This is a genomic window from Pseudomonas sp. RHF3.3-3, from assembly GCF_048069595.1.
Taxonomy (GTDB): Bacteria; Pseudomonadota; Gammaproteobacteria; order Pseudomonadales; family Pseudomonadaceae; genus Aquipseudomonas; species Aquipseudomonas fuscovaginae_B.
Genome location: NZ_CP182250.1, coordinates 6,731,305 through 6,752,540 on the forward strand (window position 1 = coordinate 6,731,305; position 21,236 = coordinate 6,752,540).

Genomic DNA, 21,236 nt, shown 5'->3' on the forward strand with positions numbered 1-21,236 from the left:
ATCAGCCCACCAGGCCTCGCACGATGAAAAACAGCACCGACGGCCCGAGCAGGCAGCCCAGCCCGGTATGGAAGGTCGCTGTCAGCGCGCCATAGGGCACCAGCCGCCGATCCGTCGCCGCGAGCCCGGCCGTCACGCCACTGACCGTCCCGGCCAGGCCGCCGAACACCATCGCCGAACGCGGATTGTCCAGGCCCATCCAGCGCGCCGCCACTGGCGTGCCGACCATCACGATGATCGCCTTGATCAGGCCCGTGGCGATCGACAGGGCGATCACATCGGAACTGGCCCCGATCGCCGCACCGGTCACCGGCCCGACGATATAGGTCACCGCCCCGGCACCGATGGTGGTCATGCTCACCGCATCGCGATAACCGAAGGCCCAGGCCATGCTCGCGCCGACCATGAACGGCAGCACGGTGCCCAGCAACAGCGACACCGCGCCGATCAGGCCGGCCTTCCTCGCCTCGGTGGCCTGCACCTCGAAGGCGGTGGCGACGATCGCGAAGTCGCGCAACATGGCGCCGCCCATCAGGCCGATGCCGGAGAACAGCGCCATGTCGGCCAGGCCCTTCTGCCCACCGGTCAACGTGCCACCGATCCAGGCCAGGACCAGGCCGATCACGATGGCGATCGCCGAACCGTGGATGCGACCCAGGGTCAGGTGCCTGGAGAGCAGCACCGACAGCCACATCACCACCCCGACCAGCGCGAACGCGGTGATCAGCCCATTGTGCTCCAATGCTTTCTCGACGATAGCCCACATGTCAGCGACCTCCCGCGACATGGGCATCCGACAACGCCGCCGCAGGCTCGGCCGGCAACGGCTCGCCCTTGTTGGTCCGGCTGATCAGGGCGATGGTGCAACCGCACAGCAGCACCGAACCGACGGCCGCCAGCAACGCCACCGGACCGCCATGCAAGGCGGTGACCACGTTCTGGTTGGCGGCCATGGCGACCACCACCGGGATATACAGGGCGCCCCAGAAGCCGACGCCCATCTCGCACTCCTTGCTCATGCCGCCGTGCCTGTGCATCCACAGGCGGGCGCAGATCAGCAGGATCATGGCGATCCCGACCCCGCCGACATTGGACTTGACCCCCAGCAACACGCCGAGCATGTCTCCCAGAACCACACCGGCCAAGGTACAGGCCGCCAGCAGTGCCACACCGTAAATAATCATTGTTGTTATCCTCGCATCGCAGTGTCGAAGTTGTTGTTTTTGTCCTTCGAAGCAACAGCCGGTCTCTATCGGTGGCGGCATCCCTCCTCTTGCAGCAGTGCCTTGAGACTGTCCAGCCGGGCACCGTCGAAGGCGACCACGCTGCCCTGTTCGAATACCCGCCGCGCCAGGCCGGTCAACACCGCCCCCGGAGGCAGTTCGATCTGCAGCCGCACGCCGCGCTCGTAGGCGCTTTGCACAGTACCGCGCCAATCGATGAGCCGGCACATGTTGAAGGCCAGGTCATCGCGAATCTGTTCGGCAGTGCGCAGCAACCGGGCACTGCTGCCGCTGAGATAACCCAGGCACGGCGCCCGCATCGGTACCTCGGCGAATGCGGCCGCCAAGGCCTGCGCCGGCGCCTCCAGCAACGGGCAGTGGGACGGCACGCTGACCGCCAGGCGCCGGGCCACTCCGCCCTGCTTCAGCGCGGCAGCGACCGCGGCCATGGCCTCATCGCTACCAGCGATCACGCACTGGTTGTCGGCATTGATGTTCGCCAGGTAAACCGGCGTGCGCGGGCCATGGACCTGGGCCAGCAACTTATCCACAGCCGCCCGTTCCAGACCGATCAATGCGGTCATGCCATAGCCCTGTGGATAAGCCTGTTGCATGAGTTGCCCGCGCAGGCTGACCAGGCGCAGGGCATCGCTGAAATCCAGCACCCCGGCCATCACCGCCGCCGGATAGGCGCCGATCGACAGGCCGGCCACGTAGGCCGGCGGTGGACTGTTGTCCAGCAACAGCCGGGCCCCGGCCACCCCGGCAACCAGCAGGCAGAGCTGGACCGCGCGGGTCGAGGCCAGCGCCTGCGCGCTGTCCAGCAACGCCAGATCCTCGCCAAGCACCTCTGCGGCTTCACCCAGGCACTGGCGAACCACCGCCGCATCGGGCAGGCGCCGCAACATGCCGGGCTGCTGCGCACCCTGGCCGGGAAACGCCAGCAGGCTGCTCACGCCGCCAACTCCCCGGCACTCCACGGATCGGCCACCAACCGTGCACCCGCGTCGCTCTTGAGCAGCACCCGTTGCGCCGGGCCCGCCCACTCCGCCAGCGCCACCGCGCCCAGCGGGGTCTGCAACTGCAGGTCGACACGGCAGAACGGATTGTCGAGTTGCCGCAACAGCTCGGCGGCCCGGGCTCGCGACAACGCCTGCGGTGCACGCAGGATCAGGTCCAGGTCGCTCTCCGGGTGCAGGGTCGGCAAGCCGGTGGCCAGTTCAAAACCGGCGCTGCCGCTGACGCCCCAGGCCAGGCCCCGGGCATCGAGCGCCGGGCGTACATGCCGCAAGGCCTGCAAGGCCGGCCAGTCCCGCCTGGCCAGTCGGCTGTCGACCAGCGCCTCCGGGCGCACCCGACGTTCGACCAGCCGCCGCGGCATCAGCGTGGCGAAACGCTGCTCGCGCGACAACCCGCGCACGCCCACCGGCAATTGATCCGCTGCGACCAGTGCCCGCCGCACCACCACCGGCTGCCCCAGGCCCAGCGCCTCAGCCACCCAGGCCGGCGCATCCGGCGGCAATTGCGCCGGGGTCAGCCCCCAGAGCAGGTCGTGAGGGAGATAGTGGCCGTCGCTACACATCGCGACTCACCACTGTTCACGCAACAGTTGCCGGACCCGGCTCGACGCAGCCCGATTGGGCGCCCCCAGCCGTCCGCCCAGATCGGTGCCACGTTGCATCGCATCGACGATCGCGGCGCCGAGGCAATCCTGCACACAGGCCAGATCCTGCGCCGTGGGCTGCTCGATCCGCTGCACGTCGAGCACCTTCCACAGCAGCCCCAGGCTGGCATAACTGTCGATGTCATAGGCCATGGGTGGCACGCTGGCGGCCAGGGCCTCCAGGTCCTCGACACTGCGCAGGGTCACGCGCGCCGCCGAGGCCTTGCCCATGGCATGGACCATCACCCCCGGATCACGCAGGGCGATCAGGCGGTTGGCCTGGTAGCCGTGGGCGAGGAACGCCCCGGACATCGCCTTGCCCACCAGCAGGGCAATCACCGCATGCCCCGCCAGGCGGGCACGGGCGTAACTGTCGGCGGCCGCGGCCAGGGCCAGATGGATCCCCAGGGCTTCCTCACGACGCCCGTAGGCCTGGCTCGGCACATCGACAATGGCAATCAGCGCGCGCTTGTGCCCACTCGCGCTGTCGGCCTCGATCACCTCGTCCACCGCCCTCGCCAGACTCCAGCCTTCCAACAGGCCGACTTCGCCATGACGGGCGCGGACAAACCGGTTGTCCGCATCGGGTACCACCGCCAGCAGGCGTACCGGCTGGTCGCCCAGCCGGGTATCGGCGACCTTCAGCGAAGCCGGCAAGCCGGTCGCCTCGACGGCATCGCCAGCCAGGCTCTGGAACCAGTGCAAACCGCGCAGGGAACGGGTGCTCATGGGCGATCTCCTTGGAAAAGCCGGCGTACCGTGGCCGGGTCGATCTGTGGCGCGGCATCCAGTTCAGCCAGCCGCTGCAGGTACCAGCCCGCCTGCCGACTACGCTGTGTCTCGGGCAGGCCAGCCTCCAGCAAGTGCGCGACCTGCTGCCGGATCGCGGCCACGTCATCGCTTGCATAACGATCCACCAGGCCGCTGGCGAAACGCTGCTCGCCGCCGGTCAGGCTCCAGATGAAGGGCCGGTCACGGGAATCGTATTCCTCCAGCCCCGCCTCCTGTTCGATCACCTGCGGCCCATTCAGGCCCAGGCGGGCCTCGCGGGTCACCACCAGGTAACTGCACAGCGCGGCGGCGATGGACATGCCGCCAAAACAGCCGACACTGCCGGCCACCACACCGATCACCGGCTGATAGCGCCGCAGATCGACAATCGCCGCGTGGATATCGGCGATGGCCGCCAGGCCCAGGTTGGCCTCCTGCAGGCGCACGCCACCGGTTTCCAGCAGCAGCACGGCGCGGGTCGGGATGCCCTGGCGGTTGTCTTCGGCAGCCAGCTCCAGGGCACCGGCGATCTTCGCGCCGCCCACCTCGCCGAGGCTGCCGCCCTGGAAAGCGCCCTCTATGGCGGCGATGACCACCGGCAGGCCGTCGATGCTGCCCTTGGCGATCACCACCCCATCATCGGCCTGGGGTACCACGCCCTGGCGTTCGAGCCAGGGCGACATGACCCGGGCGAAGGGATCGAGCAGTTCGCGGAAACTGCCGCTGTCGAGCAAAGCCCTGGCCCGCTGCCGGGCGCCGAGTTCGACAAAACTGTGCTTGTGCAACAGAGCCTCGCTGTCAGTCATGGCCGACCTCCTCGAAACCTTGTTCCAGACGCAACCGGACCACCCCGGGCGTGGCGCCGAAATCGTGGATATCGATCGCCAGCGCCGGCGGCAGACGCCCGTCGAACAAGCGCTCGAACAGGTGCTGCCAACGCGCCGAGCTGCCATTGACCGAGGTGGTCACCTGGATCGACAGGGTGCCGGGGTGACCGGGTTCGAGCAGCACTTCCAGGTCGCCGGAACCGACACAGCCCACCAGGGCACGGCCCCGGGGCGGTTGTCCGGCGGGGAATTCGAAGGACAGTTTTTCCATCACAAGGCTTCCTGTTCGAGACGGTCGATCAGCAGGCAGGCGGCGAGCAGGTCCGCCGCGCCGCCGGGTGAAGCGTTCATCGCCAAAAGCTGTTGATCCAATTCATGCAGGCAGCGCCGGCCGGCCAGGCTGGCGCTGCCGCCGGCCTCCAGCACCGCGCGGGCGCCCTGCTGCATGGCCTGCAGGCCCGGCAGGCCGGCGCGGTAGAGCACGCAGGTGTCGGCCAGGCCGGTCATGATCGCCAGCAGCGCATCCAGCCGGGCATTCTGCTCGCCGTGACCCGCCAGGCGGCTGCGCCGCAGTTGAGGCAGGCCGAGCCGGGTGACGGCCGGGAAGCCGAGTTGCGCCTGCTCCCGGGCACCGCGGGCCCCGTAACGGCGGGCCACCTGCTGGCCGTGGCTGTTGCCGCCGGGTGCATGGCGGTCTTCCAGCAGTGCCAGGCGCGCGGCCCGCAGGGTCAGCGCTTGGGCAGAAACGCTGCCGGACTCCTGTGCCGCCGCGGCCACCAGCAGGCCCAGGGCCCAGATCGCGCCACGGTGGGTATTCACTCCGCCGGTGGTCCTGAGCATCGCCTGTTCTCCCTCGCGGCCGATACGACCCAGGGCTTCACGCAATACCAGGCCGCTGAATGCCGGGGAATGGCTGGCAATGGCGGCATCGGCCATCTCCTTGAACATCGGCCACAACGCCAGCGCCGAGGCATGCATCAGGCCCAGGTGCAGGTCGTTGTGTGCACCGCTGCCACGCCGGTCCACCAGGGCGGGCTTGGGCGACAGGTCGGCTTCGTCGATCAGCGCTTCGACGGCGAAATCCGCCAGGCGCTCGGCCAGTGACAGGGGTTGGGGCTGCAGATTGAAGGCGTGCATTTACCAGCTCCTGAAGCGTGCGGGCGGGTTGTAGAGGCCACCGGACCACTCCACCAGGTCGGCCACACTTTTGGCCGCGAGCAGTTCACGGCTGGCGTCGGTGCGGCGGATGCCCAGGTCCTCGGGCAAGGCGATCAGCCCTTCGCGCCGCAGCCGTGCCGTATCCTGCGGCTTGTGCCGCAGGCCGATGGCAGTGACCCCCGCCACGGCGGCGATCATCGCCTGGCGCTCCTCCAGGGAGCGGGCCTTGTACAGGTAGGCGATCCCCTCCTCGGTCAGCAGGTGGGTGACGTCGTCGCCGTAAATCATGATCGGTGCCAGCGGCATGCCGCTTTTCCTCGCCACCTCGACGGCATCGAGGGTTTCGACGAACGTCGGCTTGCCGCCCTCCTGGAAGGTCTCGACCATCTGCACCACCAGTTTCCTGCCGCGTTCGAGCAGCGCCTGGGGCGCATCGCCGCGGTCCAGGCGCATATCGAGCCAGGCCGGGGTGCCATGCCGCCGACCGCGCGGATCGTGGCCCATGTTCGGTGCCCCGCCGAAACCGGCCAGGCGCCCGCGGGTGACGGTGGAGGAATGACCGTCGCCGTCGACCTGCAGGGTCGCGCCGATGAACAGATCCACCGCGTACTGCCCGGCCAGTTGGCAGACCATCCGGTTCGAGCGCAACGAGCCGTCGCGCCCGGTGAAGAACACGTCCGGCCGGGCGGCGATGTAGTTCTCCATGCCCAGTTCGGTACCGAAGCAATGCACGCTGTCGACCCAGCCGCTTTCGATCGCCGGAATCAGCGTCGGGTGCGGGTTGAGCGTCCAGTTGCGGCAGATCTTGCCCTTCAGGCCCAGGGACTCGCCGTAGGTCGGCAGGATCAGTTCGATGGCGGCGGTGTTGAAGCCGATCCCGTGGTTGAGCGACTGCACGTTGTGTTTTTCGTAGATCCCGCGGATCGCCATCATCGCCATCAGCACATGCACCGGCTTGATATGCCGCGGGTCGCGGGTGAACAGCGGTTCGATATAGAACGGCCGGTCGGCCACCACCACGAAATCGACCCATGACGCGGGAATGTCCACCCGCGGCAACTCGCTGACATCGTCGACCAGTTGGTTGACCTGGACGATCACGATGCCGTCGCTGAACGCCGCCGGCTCGATCAGCGCCGGGGTGTCTTCGGTGCTGGGGCCGGTGTAGATGTTGCCGGCGCGGTCGGCCATGAAGCCGGCGCTGAGCACCACGTTGGGAATCAGGTCCACCACCAGCCGCGCGTAGAGTTCGATATAGGTGTGGATCGCACCGATTTCCAGCAGGCCGTCCTCCAGCAACTGGCTGATACGCAGGCTCTGGGTGCCGGCGAAGGAGAAGTCCAGCTTGCGGGCGATACCGCGCTCGAACAGGTCCAGGTGCTCGGCACGTCCGACGCTGGGCATGATCATGTGCAAGTCGTGAAGCCGGGCCGGATCGGCCTTGGCCAGGGAACGCGAGAGAAAATCCGCCTGCTTCTGGTTGTTGCCCTCCAGCACCACCCGGTCGCCGGGCATGATCAGGGCTTGCAGGGCGGCGACGATCTGCTCGGTCGGCAACACCACGCCATCGGCGAGGGCCCGCACCTGTTCGAGACGACGCTGCTTCTCGGCGCGGCGCCGCGTCCAGCGCGAGTCGGGGGAATTGGGGGCTGTCATGCTCACTCCAGGGGTTCGCTGTCGTGGCTAGACAGTAGGAGCGATCGGACAGGGCATCAATCAAGCCCGGCGACTGATTGTTACGCCAAGGTTAATGATTTGACGCGGGGGTGGGTGGCAGTGTCGTCGTGGTGAATGGGCGAGTGTTACTGGAGTAGCAGGTCCGACGCTTTCGCGGGCAAGCCCGGCTCCTACCGAGCGTCGTCGGGATACCGATGCCAGCCACCCTCCTGTAGGCGCGTGGCTGGCCCGCGAAGGGGCCATCAGCCGCACGAAACGATCTCAGGCCAGCCCCGACTCCAGTACCAGGCGTTCCAGCCCCGGCAGGTCCGGGATCTTCGCCACCAGCTCGCCGACCTGTACCGCGGCCTTCTCCAGGCGGCACAGTGGCACGTCGACGAAACTCAATTGGCTGTCGAGCTTGTACGAACGCGGGATGCCCTGGATCACCAGGGCGATGAAACGCAGCTCCGGGCGCCCGCCGAGGGTGTTGAGGACCACGATCCGGGCACGCTCGCCCACGGCGATCGCGCCGCCACAAGCCGCCTCGAAGCTGATCAGCGGCAACTGGCGGTCGCGCCAGGTCACCTGGCGCAGGTACCACGGCGGCGCATCGCTGGCCGGCTCGCCGCGCTGGAAGTCGATCAGTTCGGCCACCGCCACGTTCGGCAACAACAGGTAGCGATCGGCCAGGGGCAGCATCAACCCGGTCAGGCTGCTGGCACGGTGTTCATGCATGGGCATGGCTCCAATGGGCGATGCTCTCCAGCAGCACCGATTCCTGGTACGGCTTGCCCAGGTAGTCGTTGACGCCGATCGCCATGGCCCGGTCGCGGTGTTTCTGGCCGGTACGGGAAGTGATCATGATGATCGGCAGGTCCTTCAGGCGTGGGTCGTTGCGCACCCGGGTCGCGACCTCGAAGCCGTCCATGCGCGGCATCTCGATGTCCAGCAGCATCAGGTCCGGGGTGTGCTCCTGCAACAGGGCCATTGCGTCGACACCGTCCTTCGCGGTCAGCACGTTCATGCCGTTGCGCTCCAGCAGGCGGCTGGTGACCTTGCGCACCGTGACCGAGTCGTCCACCACCAGCACCAGCCGTGGCCGCAGCGGTGTGAAGTCGCCCGCCAGGTCGCTCAGCGCCCGCGGTACCGGCACCCAGGCCTGGGACGTGCGGACATGGGCCAGCAGGTCGAGAATCAGCACCACCCGGCCATCACCGAGAATGGTCGCCCCCGAGAGCCCCGACACCGCGGCGAACTGCGGCCCCAGGCTTTTCACCACGATCTCGCGGGTGCCGGCCAGGCTGTCGACCTGCAACGCCACCCGCTGCTCGTTGCAATGCACCAGCAGCAGCGGCAGCGGTTGGCTCAGCCCCAACAGCCTGGGCTTGCTGACGGTTTTCAGCAGTTCGCCCAGGTAACGCAATTCGTAGGTCTGCCCGGCGTACTCGTAGCGCGGCGGATTGAGCTGGTAATAGCCTTCCAGTTCGCTGGGGAGCACCCGCACCAGGCCCTCGACGGTGTTCAACGGCACCGCGTACTGCTCATCACCACACTGCACCATCAGCGCCCGGTTCACCGAGACGCTGAACGGCAGGCGAATCTGGAAGTGCACGCCCTGGCCCTTGATCGAGTCGATGGTCATGGTCCCGCCCAACTGCCGCACTTCCTCATGGACCACGTCCATGCCGACACCACGCCCGGAAATCTGGGTGATGCGTTCGGCGGTGGAGAAGCCCGGCTGAAGGATGAACTGCAACACGTCGCGGTCGCTGATCGGCGTGTCCTCCTCGATCATTCCGCGCTTGATCGCCTTGCGCCGCACCGCGTCGAGCGGGACCCCGGCGCCGTCGTCATGGATATCGAAAACGATATCACCGCCTTCATGGGACAGGTCGAGGGTGATCCGCCCCTGCTCCGGCTTGCCGGCCGCACGCCGTACTTCGGTGCTTTCCAGGCCGTGGTCGACGGCGTTACGCAGCATGTGTTCCAGCGGCGCGACCATGCGTTCGAGCACATTGCGGTCGACCTCGCCCTCGGCATTGCCGACGATGAAATCGACGTCCTTGCCCAGTTCCGCCGCGACCTGCCGTACCACCCGCTTCAGCCGCGGCACCATGCGCTCGAACGGCACCATGCGCGTGCGCATCAGGCCTTCCTGCAATTGGGTGTTGACCCGGGCCTGCTGCAACAGCAGGTTCTCGGCGTCCTGGTTGCGACCGGCCAGGGTCTCCTTGAGATCCAGCAAATCGGACGCCGATTCGAACAGGGCGCGGGACAGCTGCTGCAACTGCGAGTGGCGGTCCATCTCCAGCGGGTCGAATTCCTCGTAACCCAGGCGCTCGGCCTCCACCTGCTGGCGGCTGAGAATCCGCCCCTGGGTCTCGGTGTCGAGCCGACGCAACTGGTCGCGCATCCGCTCGATGGTGGTTTCCATTTCGTTGAGCGCGATCTTGGCGTCATTCACCTGCTGCTCGATGCGCCCACGGAAAATCGACGTCTCGCCCGCCAGGTTGACCAAATCCTCCAGCAGATCGGCGGACACCTTGACCATGTCCTGGGGCGGGCGCTCAGCCTCCGGCTCGCTCTTGAGCGGCGCCGGCGGCTCCGCCACCGCTGGCGGTTCGAGCGGAGGCTGCCGGCCAAACGCCTGGATCTCGGCGATCAGGGCATCGGCCGGTGACACCGGCTGCTCGGCCCGCACCGCATCGAGCATCTGTGCCAGACGGTCATGAGCGCTCTGCAACAGGTCGAACAGCCTGTCACCAGGCTGCAGCAGCAGGGTCGACACGCCTTCGTAGAGAAACTCCAGCTCGTGGGCCAGGTCGCCAATGGGGGCGATCTCGACCATTCGCGCACCGCCCTTGAGGGTGTGCAGGTCGCGCAGCAGGTTTTCCACTTCCTGGCGGCTCGACGGCTCGGCGCGCCAGCGTTGCAACGCCGCGCCGGAGCTCTCGATGATGTCGAAACCTTCCTCGAGAAAAACCTCGAGCAGTTCCGGATCTCCACCGGTCGCGGGCGGCTCGACCGATACCGGCGCCAGCGGCTCGGCACCCTGCTGGCGGAACGCCTGGAGGCTGTCGATCAACCGCGCCGGATCGCTCAGCGGCTGCTGCTCCTGCAACTGCTCGAGCATGACGGCCAGTTGGTCATGGCTCTTCTGCAACAGCAACGCCAGTGGCGGCGAATGGCTGAAGCGCCGGTCCAGCAGCCCCTCGTAGAGGTTCTCCAGCTCATGGGCCAGGTCGCCGACCGGACCGACCTCGGCCATCCGCGCGCCCCCCTTGAGGGTATGCAGGTCACGCTGCAGGGCCAGCAGCGAGGCGCCGTTGTCCGGCTCGTCGAGCCAGCGCTGCAACGCCAGCCCGGCACTGTCGAGGATATCCGCCGCCTCTTCGAGGAAGATCGCCACGATCTCGTCGTCCAGGTCCACACGCTCCTCGAGCTGTGCCGCAGCGGTGGCCGCGCCCAGTTCGCTGATGCGTGGAGCAGCGCCACCGTCGTTCCTGATCAGCCCGGTGGCGGACGGGTCGAGTGCCTCGTCGAGCAGCTCGCGCAAGGCGCGGATCCGCACCGGCTGCGGGTTGATCGCCTGGCCGGCGGCCAGTTCGTCGAGCATGTTGATCAGCGCTTCGTGAGCCTGCTGCGCCTCATGGAAAAACCGCTCGCTGACCGCCAGGCTGCTTTCCTCGACAGCCCCGTAGATATCCAGCAGGGCTTCGCACAGCTCGTCCACCGGTTCCAGGTCGGCCAGATGCGCGCCCTGGCCGAGGGTGGTCAGTTCGTCCAGCAGGTCGTTGAGCTCCTGGCGTTCGCCAGGATGCTGCTGCCACCGCTGCAGCAGGCTTTCGGCATCCAGCAGGATATCCATGCCCTGGGCCAGGAAGCTGTTGATCAGTTGCGGGTCGCGGCGGGTGCGCTGGGCGCTGCTGGGTACGCTGAGCAGGGCTTCGAGCCGCGCCGCCAGCAATGCCTCGGCCCGGCGGATCAGTTGCGGCGCACCGTCGATGGCGACCAGCGGATCGTCCGCCAGTTGCTGCAGGCCCTGGCGAAACAGGCCTTCGGCCTCGAACAGCAGCTCGACTTCGTCCAGGTCCAGCGCCAGCAGATGGGCCTTGAACTCGCGCACCAGGTAGTAGAGCGGCGCGGCCAGCTCGGCCATCGGCAGGACGCCGGCCATGTAGGCGCTGCCCTTGAGGGTATGCAAGGCCCGTTGCAGTTCGTCGCTGACCTGCAACGGCAGGTGCTCGGCAGCCTGTTCGAGAAAGTGGTTGAGACTGTCGAGGTGGGCCTCGGCCTCGGCGCGGAAGATTTCCAGCAACTGCCGGTCAAGCGCCTCCACGTCATCCGCAGCCCCGGCGTCAGCCCCATCATCGGTGCTCGCCAGGGCATGGGCGCGGGCTGCCAACTGGTCGACATCGTCACGCTGGCGCTGGGCGCCGGCGGCGAACTCATCGACCAGTTCAGGCAGCAGGTGCAGTACTTCGTCGATCAGTTGCGGCACCTCGGGCGCGGGCTCCAGGCTGCGCTCCAGTACCCGGTTGAGCAGGTTCTCCATGGCCCAGGCCAGCTCGGCCAGCACCAGCGCGCGGACCATCCGGCCGCTGCCCTTGAGGGTGTGGAAGGCCCGGCGCAATTCGCCCAGGGCCGACTGGCCGTCGAGATCGGCGACCCAGCGTGGCAGGTAGTCACGCAGGGCATCGAGGACCTCAGCGGCTTCCTCGAGAAACACCTCACGCAATTCATCATCCACCGGCGGCTCGTCGGACGGCGGCGGCAGCAGGCTACGGGGCACCTGTCGGGCCGGCGGATTGAGTTCCGAGACCGGGGTGGCCAGCATATCGGCCAGGGACTGCACCACATGGGGGTCGTCCAGTTCCTGCAGATCCTGCATCACCAGGGCTTCGGTAGGGCTCAGCGCCTCTTCGAGCAGCGGCACCTCCAGCTCCACCGGCGCATAGCCCAGGGCGTCCAGGCTCTGCTCGACCTTGTCCAGCACCTGCTCGCCCAGGGCCTCGTGGTCTTCCGCCAGGCGTTCGAGGTAGTACTCGATGCCGCTCAGGGCATCGGCGAGACGATCGAGCTGCTGCCAGGGCGGCGAGGCCGGCTCGTCGATCAGGTGCTCGCGGATGTAGTGGTTGCAGGTTTCCAGCAGGCTCGCCGCGCGGCCCAGGGGAATCATCGACAGCGCACCCCGCACCTGGGTCAGCAGGTCGGGCAGTGGCGCCAGGCGCTCGCGGTCCCAGTTGGCATCGATGTAGTCGACGATCAGGTCCTTGGCCTGCTGCAGGCAGAGCAGCGCCTCGCGGATCACGATCTGGTGGATCAGGGTCAGGTCGGTGGTCGGCAGGCCGCTCTCTTCCCGCCCTTGCTGCTCGACCGTGCCAACCATTCCGGCCAGCGTCGCCTCGACATAGAGCAGGGCCCCGGCGACATCCATCAGCACCGCGTCATTCGGTTCGCGCTGGCCCTGGGCCAGGCCCTGGACCACCGCCAACTGGTCGATGATCACCTTGCGCGGCTGGCCGAAACCGAGCACCGCCAGGGTATCGGCGATCTGCCGCAACGGCGCCAGCAGACCGGCCAGGTCGTCGGCGTGCTGGCGATCGCTGCGCACGAACAGGTCCAGCCGCTCCTTGACCCGCACCAGCTCCTCACAGAGGGCCGAGACCACCGAGCGCATGGCGTCGCGGTCGGGGCCGGCCAGGCGCGCGCGCTCCTCGTCGACCACGCGGGTATCCGGCAACGCCTCGTCGAGGCCGTAGCGTTCCTTGAGCACGCGCATCTGCGCGGTAGGCTGCTCGGCCTTGGCCAGGTAGAACAGCAGGCTCTTGAGCAGTTCGTCCGGCGCCGCCTGGTTGATGCCCTCGATACCCTGTTCCAGCAGACGCTTGAGTTCCCGGTCGGCATCCTTGAGCAGGCTGCGCAGTGCCGGGCTGTTGCCGATCGCACCGGCGAGCATGCCTTCGACCAGCGCCGAACCGACCTCCCACAGCGGCGCCAGCGGTGCGCCCTGGCAGAGGCTTTCGAGGCGACCGAACACCTTGGCCATGTAGCCCAGGTTGGTGGCGTCGTCCTGCTCGCGCAGCAGCCCGACCAGGGCGGTCTGCAACATCTGTCGCCACTTGCGCAGCAACCCGGGCAGATCCGGCGGGGCCAGCCGGGCCAGGGCCTCGGCGTCGAGCGGCGGCAGGTCCGGCAGCAGCGGGCTGAACAGGCTGGTTTCCGAAAGCAGGCTTTCGCCACGGGCGCTGCGCAGGTCGTTGAGCAGCGGCAGCACCACCAGCGGCAGATCGCGCCGGGCGCTGTGCACGCGGTCCAGGTACAGCGGCAACTGGGTAAACGCCTGGTGCAGCAGGCTGACGGCCTCGCCAGGTTCGCTGACCCGGCCCTGCTGCAGGGCCAGCACCAGTTGTTCCATTTCCTCGGCCAACAGCGCCGCCCCATAGAACTCGACCATCTGCAGACTGCCGTGCACCTGGTGGATACAGGCCAGGCACTCGGCGATTTCCTCGGCCCCATGCTCCGGCCCGTCGAGGCCGTCCAGGGCCTGCCGGGCCTGCTTCAGGGTGTCGGCGATCTCGCCCTTGACCCACTCCAGGGCCACGTAGTCATGCTGCTGCTCGCTCATGCTCGTACTACCGGGTTTCACGCGCATCTTGCGCTTGGGGCAAGGTAAAGCCGGAGACCGAGCGCCGCAGTTGGCTGGCCATTTTCGCCAGGTTGCCAATGCTCTCGGCGGTAGCGGTCGAACCGGATGAGGTCTGGGTGGTGATCTGCTGGATCACGTTCATGGTCAGCGAAATCTGCCCCGCCGACGAAGTTTGCTGCTGGGCGGCGTTGAAGATGCTCTGGATCAGCGCGGCCAGGGTTTTCGATACCCCCTCGATTTCCTCCAGCGCCACCCCGGCATCCTGCGCCAGACGCGCTCCCCTGACCACTTCGGTGGTGGTCTGTTCCATGGAGATCACCGCCTCGTTGGTGTCGGCCTGGATCGCCCGCACCAGGGTCTCGATCTGCCGGGTCGCGGCGGACGAGCGCTCCGCCAGGCGCTGGACCTCGTCGGCGACCACCGCGAAACCGCGCCCGGCGTCGCCGGCCATGGAGGCCTGGATCGCCGCATTGAGCGCGAGGATGTTGGTCTGCTCGGCAATGTCGTCGATCAGGCTGACGATATCGCCGATCTCCTGGGAAGACTCGCCCAGGCGCTTGATGCGCTTGGCGGTGTCCTGGATCTGCTCGCGGATGTTGTCCATGCCGTGGATGGTGTTGTGCACCACCTCGTTGCCCTTGTTGGCGATTTCCACCGAGCGCTCGGCCACCGCCGAGGATTCGGCGGCGTTGGCCGACACCTGGTCGATGGACTGGGCCATGTCGCTGATCGCCGCGGACGCCTCGCTGATCTGCTGGGCCTGGTGCTCCGAGGCCTCGGCCAGTTGCATCGCGGTGGCCTGGGTTTCCTGCACGGCGGCGGCGACCTTGCCGGCGGTGAGGTTGATGGTCGCGACCAGGTCGCGCAACTGGTCCACCGAATAGTTGATCGAGTCGGCAATGGTCCCGGTGAAGTCCTCGGTCACCGAGGCGGTCACGGTCAGGTCGCCATCGGCCAGGTCCTCGATTTCATCCAGCAGGCGCATGATCGCGTGCTGATTGCGCTCATTCTTTTCCGCGGTCTCGCGCAACTGGCGGTTGGTCTCGCGAACCATCACCAGGCCGATCAGGATGATCGAGGCCAGCGCCAGCAGGCCGAGGACATAACCGCCGATGGTGTCGAGGGAACGCCCGCCCGCCAGGTTCTCGAAACCGTTGGCCAGGTGCGAGGCCTCGTCCAGCAGGGTCTGCGACAGGCTGAAGATGCTGCTGGCGGACTCACGGACCTGGAACAGCTCCGGCGAGGTTTCGAGAATCTCGTCGACCGAGCCGGAGACGAATTCGAACAGTTCGGCAATCTCGCCGAGCCGGGCCCGGGCATCCTTGTCCTCGACCTGGGAAATCTTCAGCGCGGCATTGCCCTGCAACATGCCATTGAGCACCTGGCCGAAGCGCGCCGCATCACGACCGAAGGCATCGGCCGCCTGGGACGAGGTTTCGTCGCCGGCCAGCACGGTGTTCACCGCACCGAGAATACGCTCGGCGAGCAACGACTGGCGCTGGGCCATGGCCACCTGGGCCGCCGGCGCTCCCCGCTGCAGGAGGATTTCCACGACCTTCTCGTACTCGACCTGCAACTGCGGCACGGTTTCGGCCAGGGTAGCCGCCACCTGGTGCAGGGACAGCACGGTCTGTTCACTGGCGAGGATCGCATCGGTGTTTTTCAGCAGGCTTTCCCAGTCCTGCTGCACCGCGTGCATTTCATTGCGCACGGTCGGCGGCGCGGCGGGCAGGCCGGTGGACGGGTCGCCCTTCTTCAGGTAGCCCCAGCGCTGGGCGAAGTCGTTGCGCGCATCGCTGAGCAGCTTGAACGCCGCGGCCTTGCCGGAAGCCGCCTCGGTGGCGTTCTTGGCGATACGCTGGGACAGCACGCGCAATTCGCCGGCGTGGCTGATGTACTGCTTGTCGTAGGAGGCCTGGGTGTTCAGGTAGGCGAAGTTGGCGAACAGCAACATGATGAACACGATCAGTGCGATGAACAGCACGATGATCTGTGAACGACTGCGCGAGGCCTGCTCGGGATTGCCGGTTTTGCCTTTGATCATCTCAGGCCTCTGCCTGTACTGCCATGGAAGCGGGCCCCGCGCAAGCCGGACACACGATTAGACTGCAACATCAAGAAACCCCGGAGCCTGCGCCAGGCTGAACGGGCTGAAGACCCACCAGTTGCGCCCACGTTCGAAACAGCCCTGCACGAAGGGCGCGACGACCTGTTCCGGGCGCTCGACCGAATGCAACTGCCGGCTGTCCCGGGGAAAGTGCTGCATGCCCGCCACCTCGTCCACCAGCAGGCCGGCGAACACGTCCTTGTACTCCAGCACCAGTACCCGACGCTGCTTGCGCACGGTCGACAACTCATGACCGAAGAACCCGCACAGGTCCATCAGCGGCAACAGCCGCCCGCGCAGGTTGGCAACGCCCCTGACCCAGGGCTTCACCCCCGGCAGCAGGGTGTAGCGCGGCTCATGCAGCACTTCGGCCACTTCGCCCATGGGCGCCACGTACCACTGCTCGCCGAGCCGGAAACCGATGCCGCTCCAGGTATCCTGGCGGGCTTCCTGGGACGGCAGGTCCGCCGCCAGCGCCCGACAGCGCTGGTCTATCTCCAGCAGGAGCGCAAAGGCGGTCTGCGATTCGGCCATGGCTGCCGGCCGTCAACCGGCCAGGACGTTGTTCAGGGTCTTGAGCAGGGTTTCCTCTTCGACCGGCTTGGTCAGGTAGTCCCTGGCGCCCTGGCGCGTGCCCCAGACCTTGTCGGTCTCCTGGTCCTTGGTGGTGATGATGATCACCGGGATCGCCGAGGTTTCCGGATCCTTGGTCAGTTGCCGGGTCGCCTGGAAGCCGTTGAGGCCGGGCATGACGATATCCATCAGCACCGCATCGGGCTTTTCCTGACGGGCCAGGGCCACGCCGTCGGCGCCGTTCTCGGCCTTGAGGACTTCATGACCGTGCCTTTCCAGCATGCCGGTCAGTTTGTACATTTCAGTCGGCGAATCATCGACGATCAGGATGCGTGCCATGGTGCTCCCCATTTCTTATAAAGCAGGCGGCCCGGCGGCCCCCCGTCAAAGTGCTTGTTCTACTGCAGCAAATCCCGGGACATGCGCCTTGATCGCCTCCAGCAGTTCTTCCTTGCTGAAGGGTTTGGTCAAGAACTGATCAGAACCGACGATACGTCCCTTGGCCTTGTCGAACAGGCTGTCCTTGGAGGACAGCATGATCACCGGCGTCGACTTGAACGCACTGTTGTTCTTGATCAGGGCGCAGGTCTGGTAGCCATCCAGGCGCGGCATCATGATGTCGACGAAGATGATGCCCGGATGGTGGTCGGCGATCTTGGCCAACGCCTCGAAGCCGTCGACAGCGGTGATGACTTCGCAACCGACATGCTTCAACAGCGTTTCGGCGGTACGGCGAATCGTCTTGGAGTCATCGATGACCATGACTTTCAAGGCTGTGGAATGCTGTTCCATATCTGCTCTACCATCGCCACAGCGACGCATTTTCCAGGGATGCCCGGTTTCCGGGCGCGAAACCCTTGATGCGGAAGGATTTCGTACAGGATGCGAACCTTTTTAGCACAGTCTCCCTACGCAATCCATGCGCGGCCCCCGCCCCAGCTTTTTCCTTGACCGCGAACCTCCACAGCGCCACTCTGACGCCACTTTATCAAGTCATTGCGGCCTTCACGGCCTACAGAGGATATAGCCCATGAGCGTTCGTCTCGGGATTGTCATGGACCCCATCGCGAGCATTTCCTACAAGAAGGACAGCTCGCTGGCCATGTTGCTGGCCGCCCAGGAGCGCGGCTGGACGCTGTTCTACATGGAGCAGCAGGATCTTTACCAGGACGCCGGGGTAGCCCGCGCGCGGATGAAACCGTTGAAGGTGTTCGCCAACCCCGAGCACTGGTTCGAGCTGGAAGCGGAAACCGACGCGGCCCTGAGCGAACTGGACGTGATCCTGATGCGCAAGGACCCGCCGTTCGACATGGAGTTCGTCTACTCCACCTACCTGCTGGAGCAGGCCGAACGGGCCGGCGTGCTGGTGGTGAACAAGCCCCAGAGCCTGCGCGACTGCAACGAGAAACTGTTCGCCACCCAGTTCCCCCAGTGCACGCCGCCCACCGTGGTCAGCCGCCGCGCCGACGTGCTGCGTGAATTCGCCGCCAGGCACGGCGATGTGATCCTCAAGCCGCTGGACGGCATGGGCGGCACCTCGATCTTCCGTCACCGGGTCGGCGACCCGAACCTGTCGGTGATCCTCGAAACCCTCACCGCCCTGGGCAGCCAGCAGATCATGGCCCAGGCCTACCTGCCGGCGATCAAGGACGGCGACAAGCGCATCCTGATGGTCGATGGCGAGCCGGTACCCTATTGCCTGGCACGCATCCCGGCCAGCGGCGAAACCCGCGGCAACCTGGCCGCCGGCGGTCGCGGCGAAGCCCGCCCGCTGACCGAACGCGACCGCTGGATCGCCGCCCAGGTCGGACCGACCCTGCGGGAAAAGGGCCTGCTGTTCGTAGGCCTGGATGTCATCGGCGAGCACCTGACGGAAATCAACGTCACCAGCCCGACCTGCATCCGCGAGATCGACAACGCCTTCGGCACCCGGATCGGCAGCCTGCTGATGGATGCCATTGAGCAGAAGCTCAAGAGCCGTTGATGTAGAACAGCCGAGATGGAACCAACATTGCGCTATGATGCACCGCCTCCGAAACGCGTGATGTTGGTTTTCTGGTCATGACTCTCCCCGCCGATCTGCCTCCCGAACTCTACCGCACCGGCGTGCGCCCGGCCGACAGGCTCGGCTTTACCCTGTTTCTCGCCGCGTTGATCCACCTGGCGCTGCTGCTCGGGGTGGGGTTCAGTTTCGTCGAGCCCAAGCAGGTCAGCAGAACCCTGGAAATCACCCTGGCCACCTTCAAGAGCGAGACCAGGCCGGCCAAGGCCGACTTCCTCGCCCAGGAAAACCAGCAAGGCAGCGGTACCCTGGATAAAAAGGCGATCCCGACCACCACCGAGGTCGCGCCGTTCCAGGACAACGCGGTGAACAAGGTCGCCACGCCACCGCCGGCCAAGCCGCAGGTCAGCGAAGCGACGCCCAAGGCGGCGGTCGCCACCGTCGCGCCGAAACCGAAGAAAACCGTCACCCGCCACGAAGAACCCAAGCCCGAAGCCACGCCCAGGGCCGAGACGCCGACCTTCGACAGCTCGCAGTTGTCCAGCGACATTGCCAGCCTGGAGGCGGAACTGGCCAAGGAACGCCAGCTCTATGCCAAGCGGCCCCGCATCCATCGCCTGAGCGCGGCTTCGACCATGCGCGACAAGGGCGCCTGGTACAAGGACGAGTGGCGCAAGAAGGTCGAACGGATCGGCAACCTCAACTACCCCGAGGAAGCCCGTCGCCAACAGATCTACGGCAGCCTGCGGCTGATGGTGTCGATCAACCGCGACGGTTCGCTGTACGAGGTGCTGGTGCTCGAATCGTCCGGCCAGCCGCTGCTGGACCAGGCGGCGCAGCGCATCGTCCGCCTGGCGGCGCCGTTCGCGCCGTTCACCGGCGACCTGTCGGACATCGACCGCCTGGAAATCATCCGTACCTGGCGTTTCGCCCGGGGGGACCGGCTGTCCAGCAATTGAGCGCCATCGTGCTTGTCAGTTCGGCTGCCCAACGCCACACTAGGGTTCATGAAAAACCTCACCCCGACGTACCTCAAGCATCACTTCCTGATCGCCATGCCGCATATGGCCGACCCGAACTTTGCGCAGACGGTGACCTATATCGTCGAGCACAGCGCAAACGGCGCCATGGGACTGGTGATCAACCGGCCGCAATCGCTGAACCTGGCCGATATCCTCGAACAGTTGCGCCCTGATATCGACCCGCCAGCGCTGTGCCAGCATATTCCGATCTATTCCGGCGGCCCGGTGCAGACCGATCGCGGCTTCGTCCTGCACCCGATCGGCAAGACCTACCAGGCCACCGTCGAACTCGAGGGCCTGGCGCTGTCGACTTCCCAGGACGTGCTGTTCGCCATCGCCGATGGCGTCGGCCCCGAGCGCAGCCTGATCACCCTTGGCTACGCCGGCTGGGAAGCCGGACAACTGGAGGCCGAGCTGGCCGATAACGCCTGGCTGACCTGCCCGTTCTCCCCGGAAATCCTCTTCAACACCGATAGCGAAGACCGCCTGGCCGCCGCTGCCGCGCACCTGGGCGTCAACCTCAACCTGCTGACCAGCCAGGCGGGCCACGCCTGATGGCCAATATCCGTCTGTTGCTGGGTTTCGACTACGGCACCCGGCAGATCGGCGTTGCCGTCGGCCAGATGGTCACCGGCCAGGCCCGCGAACTGTGCACCCTCAAGGCGCAGAACGGCGTGCCCGACTGGAACCAGGTCGAAGCCCTGATCAAGGAGTGGAAACCCGATGCGGTGGTGGTCGGCCTGCCCCTGAACATGGACGGCACGCCCAGCGAGATGTGCGCCCGCGCGGAAAAATTCGCCCGCCGCCTCAACGGCCGCTACAACGTGCCGTTCTTCACCCAGGACGAACGCCTGACCACCTTCGAGGCCAAGGGCGAACGCATGGCCAAGGGTGGGCACAAAGGCAGCTACCGCGACAACCCGGTGGACGCCATCGCCGCCAAACTGCTGCTGCAAAGCTGGATCGAAGAAAACCCCGTATCCCCCGAATCCTGACGGCGCCGCGCGTCGTACCGTCTCAGCCCTCGCCGCGCCTGTCGGGCGGGGCCCTTGAAGGAGCCATCATGAGCCTGCCCAATCCCGCCGAACTGATCGACCAGATGGCCGTCCGCCTCAAGGCCCATCTGCAGCAGCGAGCCATCGACAGCCCACGCTACATCGGCATCCGCACCGGCGGCGTGTGGGTCGCCCAGGCGCTGCTCAAGGCCCTGGACAGCGATTCGCCACTGGGCACCCTGGACGTTTCCTTCTACCGCGACGACTTCAGCCAGAACGGCCTGCATCCGCAGGTACGTCCGTCGGAGCTGCCGTTCGAGATCGAAGGCCAGCACCTGGTGCTGATCGACGACGTGCTGATGAGCGGCCGGACCATTCGCGCCGCCCTCAATGAACTGTTCGACTATGGCCGCCCGGCCAGCGTGACCCTGGTCTGCCTGCTGGACTTGGACGCCGCCGAGTTGCCGATCCGGCCGAATGTGGTGGGGGCAACCCTGTCCCTGGCCCCCACGGAACGGGTAAAATTGTCCGGCCCCGCGCCGCTCCAGCTCGAACTTCAAGATCTGGCCCTTCAAGCACCTTAAAAA

At 66.5% G+C, this 21,236-nt stretch carries 20 protein-coding genes; 5 read left to right on the forward strand and 15 right to left on the reverse strand.

Annotated elements, in window-relative coordinates:
• Nucleotide 1: 1 nt before the first annotated feature.
• From madM to pilG, 15 genes are all read right to left on the reverse strand, one after another.
• Nucleotides 2-766 (reverse strand): malonate transporter subunit MadM, encoded by a 765-nt coding sequence (madM, locus tag ACMGT0_RS29665; protein WP_054061302.1) that lies wholly within the window; start codon nucleotides 764-766, stop codon nucleotides 2-4.
• Between the two features lies 1 nt (nucleotide 767).
• Nucleotides 768-1,184, reverse strand: a complete 417-nt coding sequence (gene madL / locus ACMGT0_RS29670; RefSeq protein ID WP_416770835.1) for a malonate transporter subunit MadL — start codon at nucleotides 1,182-1,184, stop codon at nucleotides 768-770.
• Between the two features lie 65 nt (nucleotides 1,185-1,249).
• Nucleotides 1,250-2,179: a malonate decarboxylase subunit epsilon gene (gene mdcH, locus ACMGT0_RS29675; protein WP_416770836.1), complete on the reverse strand. Its 930-nt coding sequence runs from the start codon at nucleotides 2,177-2,179 to the stop codon at nucleotides 1,250-1,252.
• Entirely contained in the window at nucleotides 2,176-2,805 is a 630-nt protein-coding gene (locus ACMGT0_RS29680; protein ID WP_054063530.1) for a malonate decarboxylase holo-ACP synthase, read from the reverse strand. Before ACMGT0_RS29680 ends, mdcH begins: the two co-directional genes overlap by 4 nt.
• A gap of 6 nt (nucleotides 2,806-2,811) precedes the next feature.
• On the reverse strand, nucleotides 2,812-3,615 hold the full coding sequence (gene mdcE, locus ACMGT0_RS29685; RefSeq protein WP_054061415.1) for a biotin-independent malonate decarboxylase subunit gamma: 804 nt from the start codon (nucleotides 3,613-3,615) through the stop codon (nucleotides 2,812-2,814).
• On the reverse strand, nucleotides 3,612-4,463 hold the full coding sequence (locus ACMGT0_RS29690) for a biotin-independent malonate decarboxylase subunit beta (RefSeq protein WP_054061416.1): 852 nt from the start codon (nucleotides 4,461-4,463) through the stop codon (nucleotides 3,612-3,614). The genes mdcE and ACMGT0_RS29690 overlap by 4 nt, the downstream gene beginning before the upstream one ends.
• Nucleotides 4,456-4,755 (reverse strand): malonate decarboxylase subunit delta, encoded by a 300-nt coding sequence (locus ACMGT0_RS29695; RefSeq protein ID WP_416770838.1) that lies wholly within the window; start codon nucleotides 4,753-4,755, stop codon nucleotides 4,456-4,458. Before ACMGT0_RS29695 ends, ACMGT0_RS29690 begins: the two co-directional genes overlap by 8 nt.
• Nucleotides 4,755-5,621 carry a triphosphoribosyl-dephospho-CoA synthase gene (locus tag ACMGT0_RS29700; protein WP_416770839.1) on the reverse strand — a complete coding sequence of 289 codons (867 nt, stop codon included), beginning with the start codon at nucleotides 5,619-5,621 and terminating at the stop codon, nucleotides 4,755-4,757. The genes ACMGT0_RS29695 and ACMGT0_RS29700 overlap by 1 nt, the downstream gene beginning before the upstream one ends.
• On the reverse strand, nucleotides 5,622-7,298 hold the full coding sequence (gene mdcA / locus ACMGT0_RS29705) for a malonate decarboxylase subunit alpha (RefSeq protein WP_054060896.1): 1,677 nt from the start codon (nucleotides 7,296-7,298) through the stop codon (nucleotides 5,622-5,624).
• Between the two features lie 282 nt (nucleotides 7,299-7,580).
• Nucleotides 7,581-8,036: a chemotaxis protein CheW gene (locus ACMGT0_RS29710; protein ID WP_054060897.1), complete on the reverse strand. Its 456-nt coding sequence runs from the start codon at nucleotides 8,034-8,036 to the stop codon at nucleotides 7,581-7,583.
• Nucleotides 8,029-13,929, reverse strand: coding sequence for an Hpt domain-containing protein (locus ACMGT0_RS29715; protein WP_416770842.1), 5,901 nt, complete (start codon nucleotides 13,927-13,929; stop codon nucleotides 8,029-8,031). Before ACMGT0_RS29715 ends, ACMGT0_RS29710 begins: the two co-directional genes overlap by 8 nt.
• Nucleotides 13,930-13,936: 7 nt before the next feature.
• Entirely contained in the window at nucleotides 13,937-15,994 is a 2,058-nt protein-coding gene (locus ACMGT0_RS29720) for a methyl-accepting chemotaxis protein (RefSeq protein ID WP_054060895.1), read from the reverse strand.
• Nucleotides 15,995-16,051: 57 nt separating this feature from the next.
• On the reverse strand, nucleotides 16,052-16,591 hold the full coding sequence (locus ACMGT0_RS29725) for a chemotaxis protein CheW (protein ID WP_054060894.1): 540 nt from the start codon (nucleotides 16,589-16,591) through the stop codon (nucleotides 16,052-16,054).
• A gap of 12 nt (nucleotides 16,592-16,603) precedes the next feature.
• Nucleotides 16,604-16,969 (reverse strand): twitching motility response regulator PilH, encoded by a 366-nt coding sequence (gene pilH / locus ACMGT0_RS29730; protein ID WP_054060893.1) that lies wholly within the window; start codon nucleotides 16,967-16,969, stop codon nucleotides 16,604-16,606.
• 45 nt (nucleotides 16,970-17,014) lie between these two features.
• A complete protein-coding gene (gene pilG, locus ACMGT0_RS29735; protein WP_054060892.1) occupies nucleotides 17,015-17,422 on the reverse strand; it encodes a twitching motility response regulator PilG in 408 nt (135 codons plus the stop codon).
• A 238-nt stretch (nucleotides 17,423-17,660) separates the two neighbouring features.
• Here pilG and gshB point away from each other — a divergent pair, with 238 nt between their 5' ends.
• The 5 genes from gshB (at nucleotide 17,661) to pyrR (ending at nucleotide 21,233) form a co-directional block, all read left to right on the forward strand.
• Nucleotides 17,661-18,614, forward strand: coding sequence for a glutathione synthase (gene gshB / locus ACMGT0_RS29740; protein WP_054060891.1), 954 nt, complete (start codon nucleotides 17,661-17,663; stop codon nucleotides 18,612-18,614).
• A 77-nt stretch (nucleotides 18,615-18,691) separates the two neighbouring features.
• A complete protein-coding gene (locus tag ACMGT0_RS29745; RefSeq protein WP_416770846.1) occupies nucleotides 18,692-19,591 on the forward strand; it encodes a TonB family protein in 900 nt (299 codons plus the stop codon).
• 48 nt (nucleotides 19,592-19,639) lie between these two features.
• A complete protein-coding gene (locus ACMGT0_RS29750; protein WP_054060889.1) occupies nucleotides 19,640-20,209 on the forward strand; it encodes a YqgE/AlgH family protein in 570 nt (189 codons plus the stop codon).
• Complete coding sequence (gene ruvX / locus ACMGT0_RS29755) at nucleotides 20,209-20,649, forward strand: Holliday junction resolvase RuvX (protein ID WP_054060888.1); 441 nt, start codon at nucleotides 20,209-20,211, stop codon at nucleotides 20,647-20,649. The genes ACMGT0_RS29750 and ruvX overlap by 1 nt, the downstream gene beginning before the upstream one ends.
• Nucleotides 20,650-20,717: 68 nt before the next feature.
• Nucleotides 20,718-21,233 (forward strand): bifunctional pyr operon transcriptional regulator/uracil phosphoribosyltransferase PyrR, encoded by a 516-nt coding sequence (gene pyrR, locus ACMGT0_RS29760; protein ID WP_054060887.1) that lies wholly within the window; start codon nucleotides 20,718-20,720, stop codon nucleotides 21,231-21,233.
• Nucleotides 21,234-21,236: the final 3 nt, after the last annotated feature.

Excerpts from the sequence above, each read along its gene's own strand:
- madM (WP_054061302.1), bottom strand. The coding sequence starts at position 766 with ATGTGGGCTATCGTCGAGAAAGCATTGGAGCACAATGGGCTGATCACC.
- madL (WP_416770835.1), bottom strand. The coding sequence starts at position 1,184 with ATGATTATTTACGGTGTGGCACTGCTGGCGGCCTGTACCTTGGCCGGT.
- ACMGT0_RS29680 (WP_054063530.1), bottom strand. The coding sequence starts at position 2,805 with ATGTGTAGCGACGGCCACTATCTCCCTCACGACCTGCTCTGGGGGCTG.
- mdcE (WP_054061415.1), bottom strand. The coding sequence starts at position 3,615 with ATGAGCACCCGTTCCCTGCGCGGTTTGCACTGGTTCCAGAGCCTGGCT.
- ACMGT0_RS29690 (WP_054061416.1), bottom strand. The coding sequence starts at position 4,463 with ATGACTGACAGCGAGGCTCTGTTGCACAAGCACAGTTTTGTCGAACTC.
- ACMGT0_RS29695 (WP_416770838.1), bottom strand. The coding sequence starts at position 4,755 with ATGGAAAAACTGTCCTTCGAATTCCCCGCCGGACAACCGCCCCGGGGC.
- ACMGT0_RS29700 (WP_416770839.1), bottom strand. The coding sequence starts at position 5,621 with ATGCACGCCTTCAATCTGCAGCCCCAACCCCTGTCACTGGCCGAGCGC.
- mdcA (WP_054060896.1), bottom strand. The coding sequence starts at position 7,298 with ATGACAGCCCCCAATTCCCCCGACTCGCGCTGGACGCGGCGCCGCGCC.
- ACMGT0_RS29710 (WP_054060897.1), bottom strand. The coding sequence starts at position 8,036 with ATGCATGAACACCGTGCCAGCAGCCTGACCGGGTTGATGCTGCCCCTG.
- ACMGT0_RS29715 (WP_416770842.1), bottom strand. The coding sequence starts at position 13,929 with ATGAGCGAGCAGCAGCATGACTACGTGGCCCTGGAGTGGGTCAAGGGC.
- ACMGT0_RS29720 (WP_054060895.1), bottom strand. The coding sequence starts at position 15,994 with ATGATCAAAGGCAAAACCGGCAATCCCGAGCAGGCCTCGCGCAGTCGT.
- ACMGT0_RS29725 (WP_054060894.1), bottom strand. The coding sequence starts at position 16,591 with ATGGCCGAATCGCAGACCGCCTTTGCGCTCCTGCTGGAGATAGACCAG.
- pilH (WP_054060893.1), bottom strand. The coding sequence starts at position 16,969 with ATGGCACGCATCCTGATCGTCGATGATTCGCCGACTGAAATGTACAAA.
- pilG (WP_054060892.1), bottom strand. The coding sequence starts at position 17,422 with ATGGAACAGCATTCCACAGCCTTGAAAGTCATGGTCATCGATGACTCC.
- gshB (WP_054060891.1), top strand. The coding sequence starts at position 17,661 with ATGAGCGTTCGTCTCGGGATTGTCATGGACCCCATCGCGAGCATTTCC.
- ACMGT0_RS29745 (WP_416770846.1), top strand. The coding sequence starts at position 18,692 with ATGACTCTCCCCGCCGATCTGCCTCCCGAACTCTACCGCACCGGCGTG.
- ACMGT0_RS29750 (WP_054060889.1), top strand. The coding sequence starts at position 19,640 with ATGAAAAACCTCACCCCGACGTACCTCAAGCATCACTTCCTGATCGCC.
- ruvX (WP_054060888.1), top strand. The coding sequence starts at position 20,209 with ATGGCCAATATCCGTCTGTTGCTGGGTTTCGACTACGGCACCCGGCAG.
- pyrR (WP_054060887.1), top strand. The coding sequence starts at position 20,718 with ATGAGCCTGCCCAATCCCGCCGAACTGATCGACCAGATGGCCGTCCGC.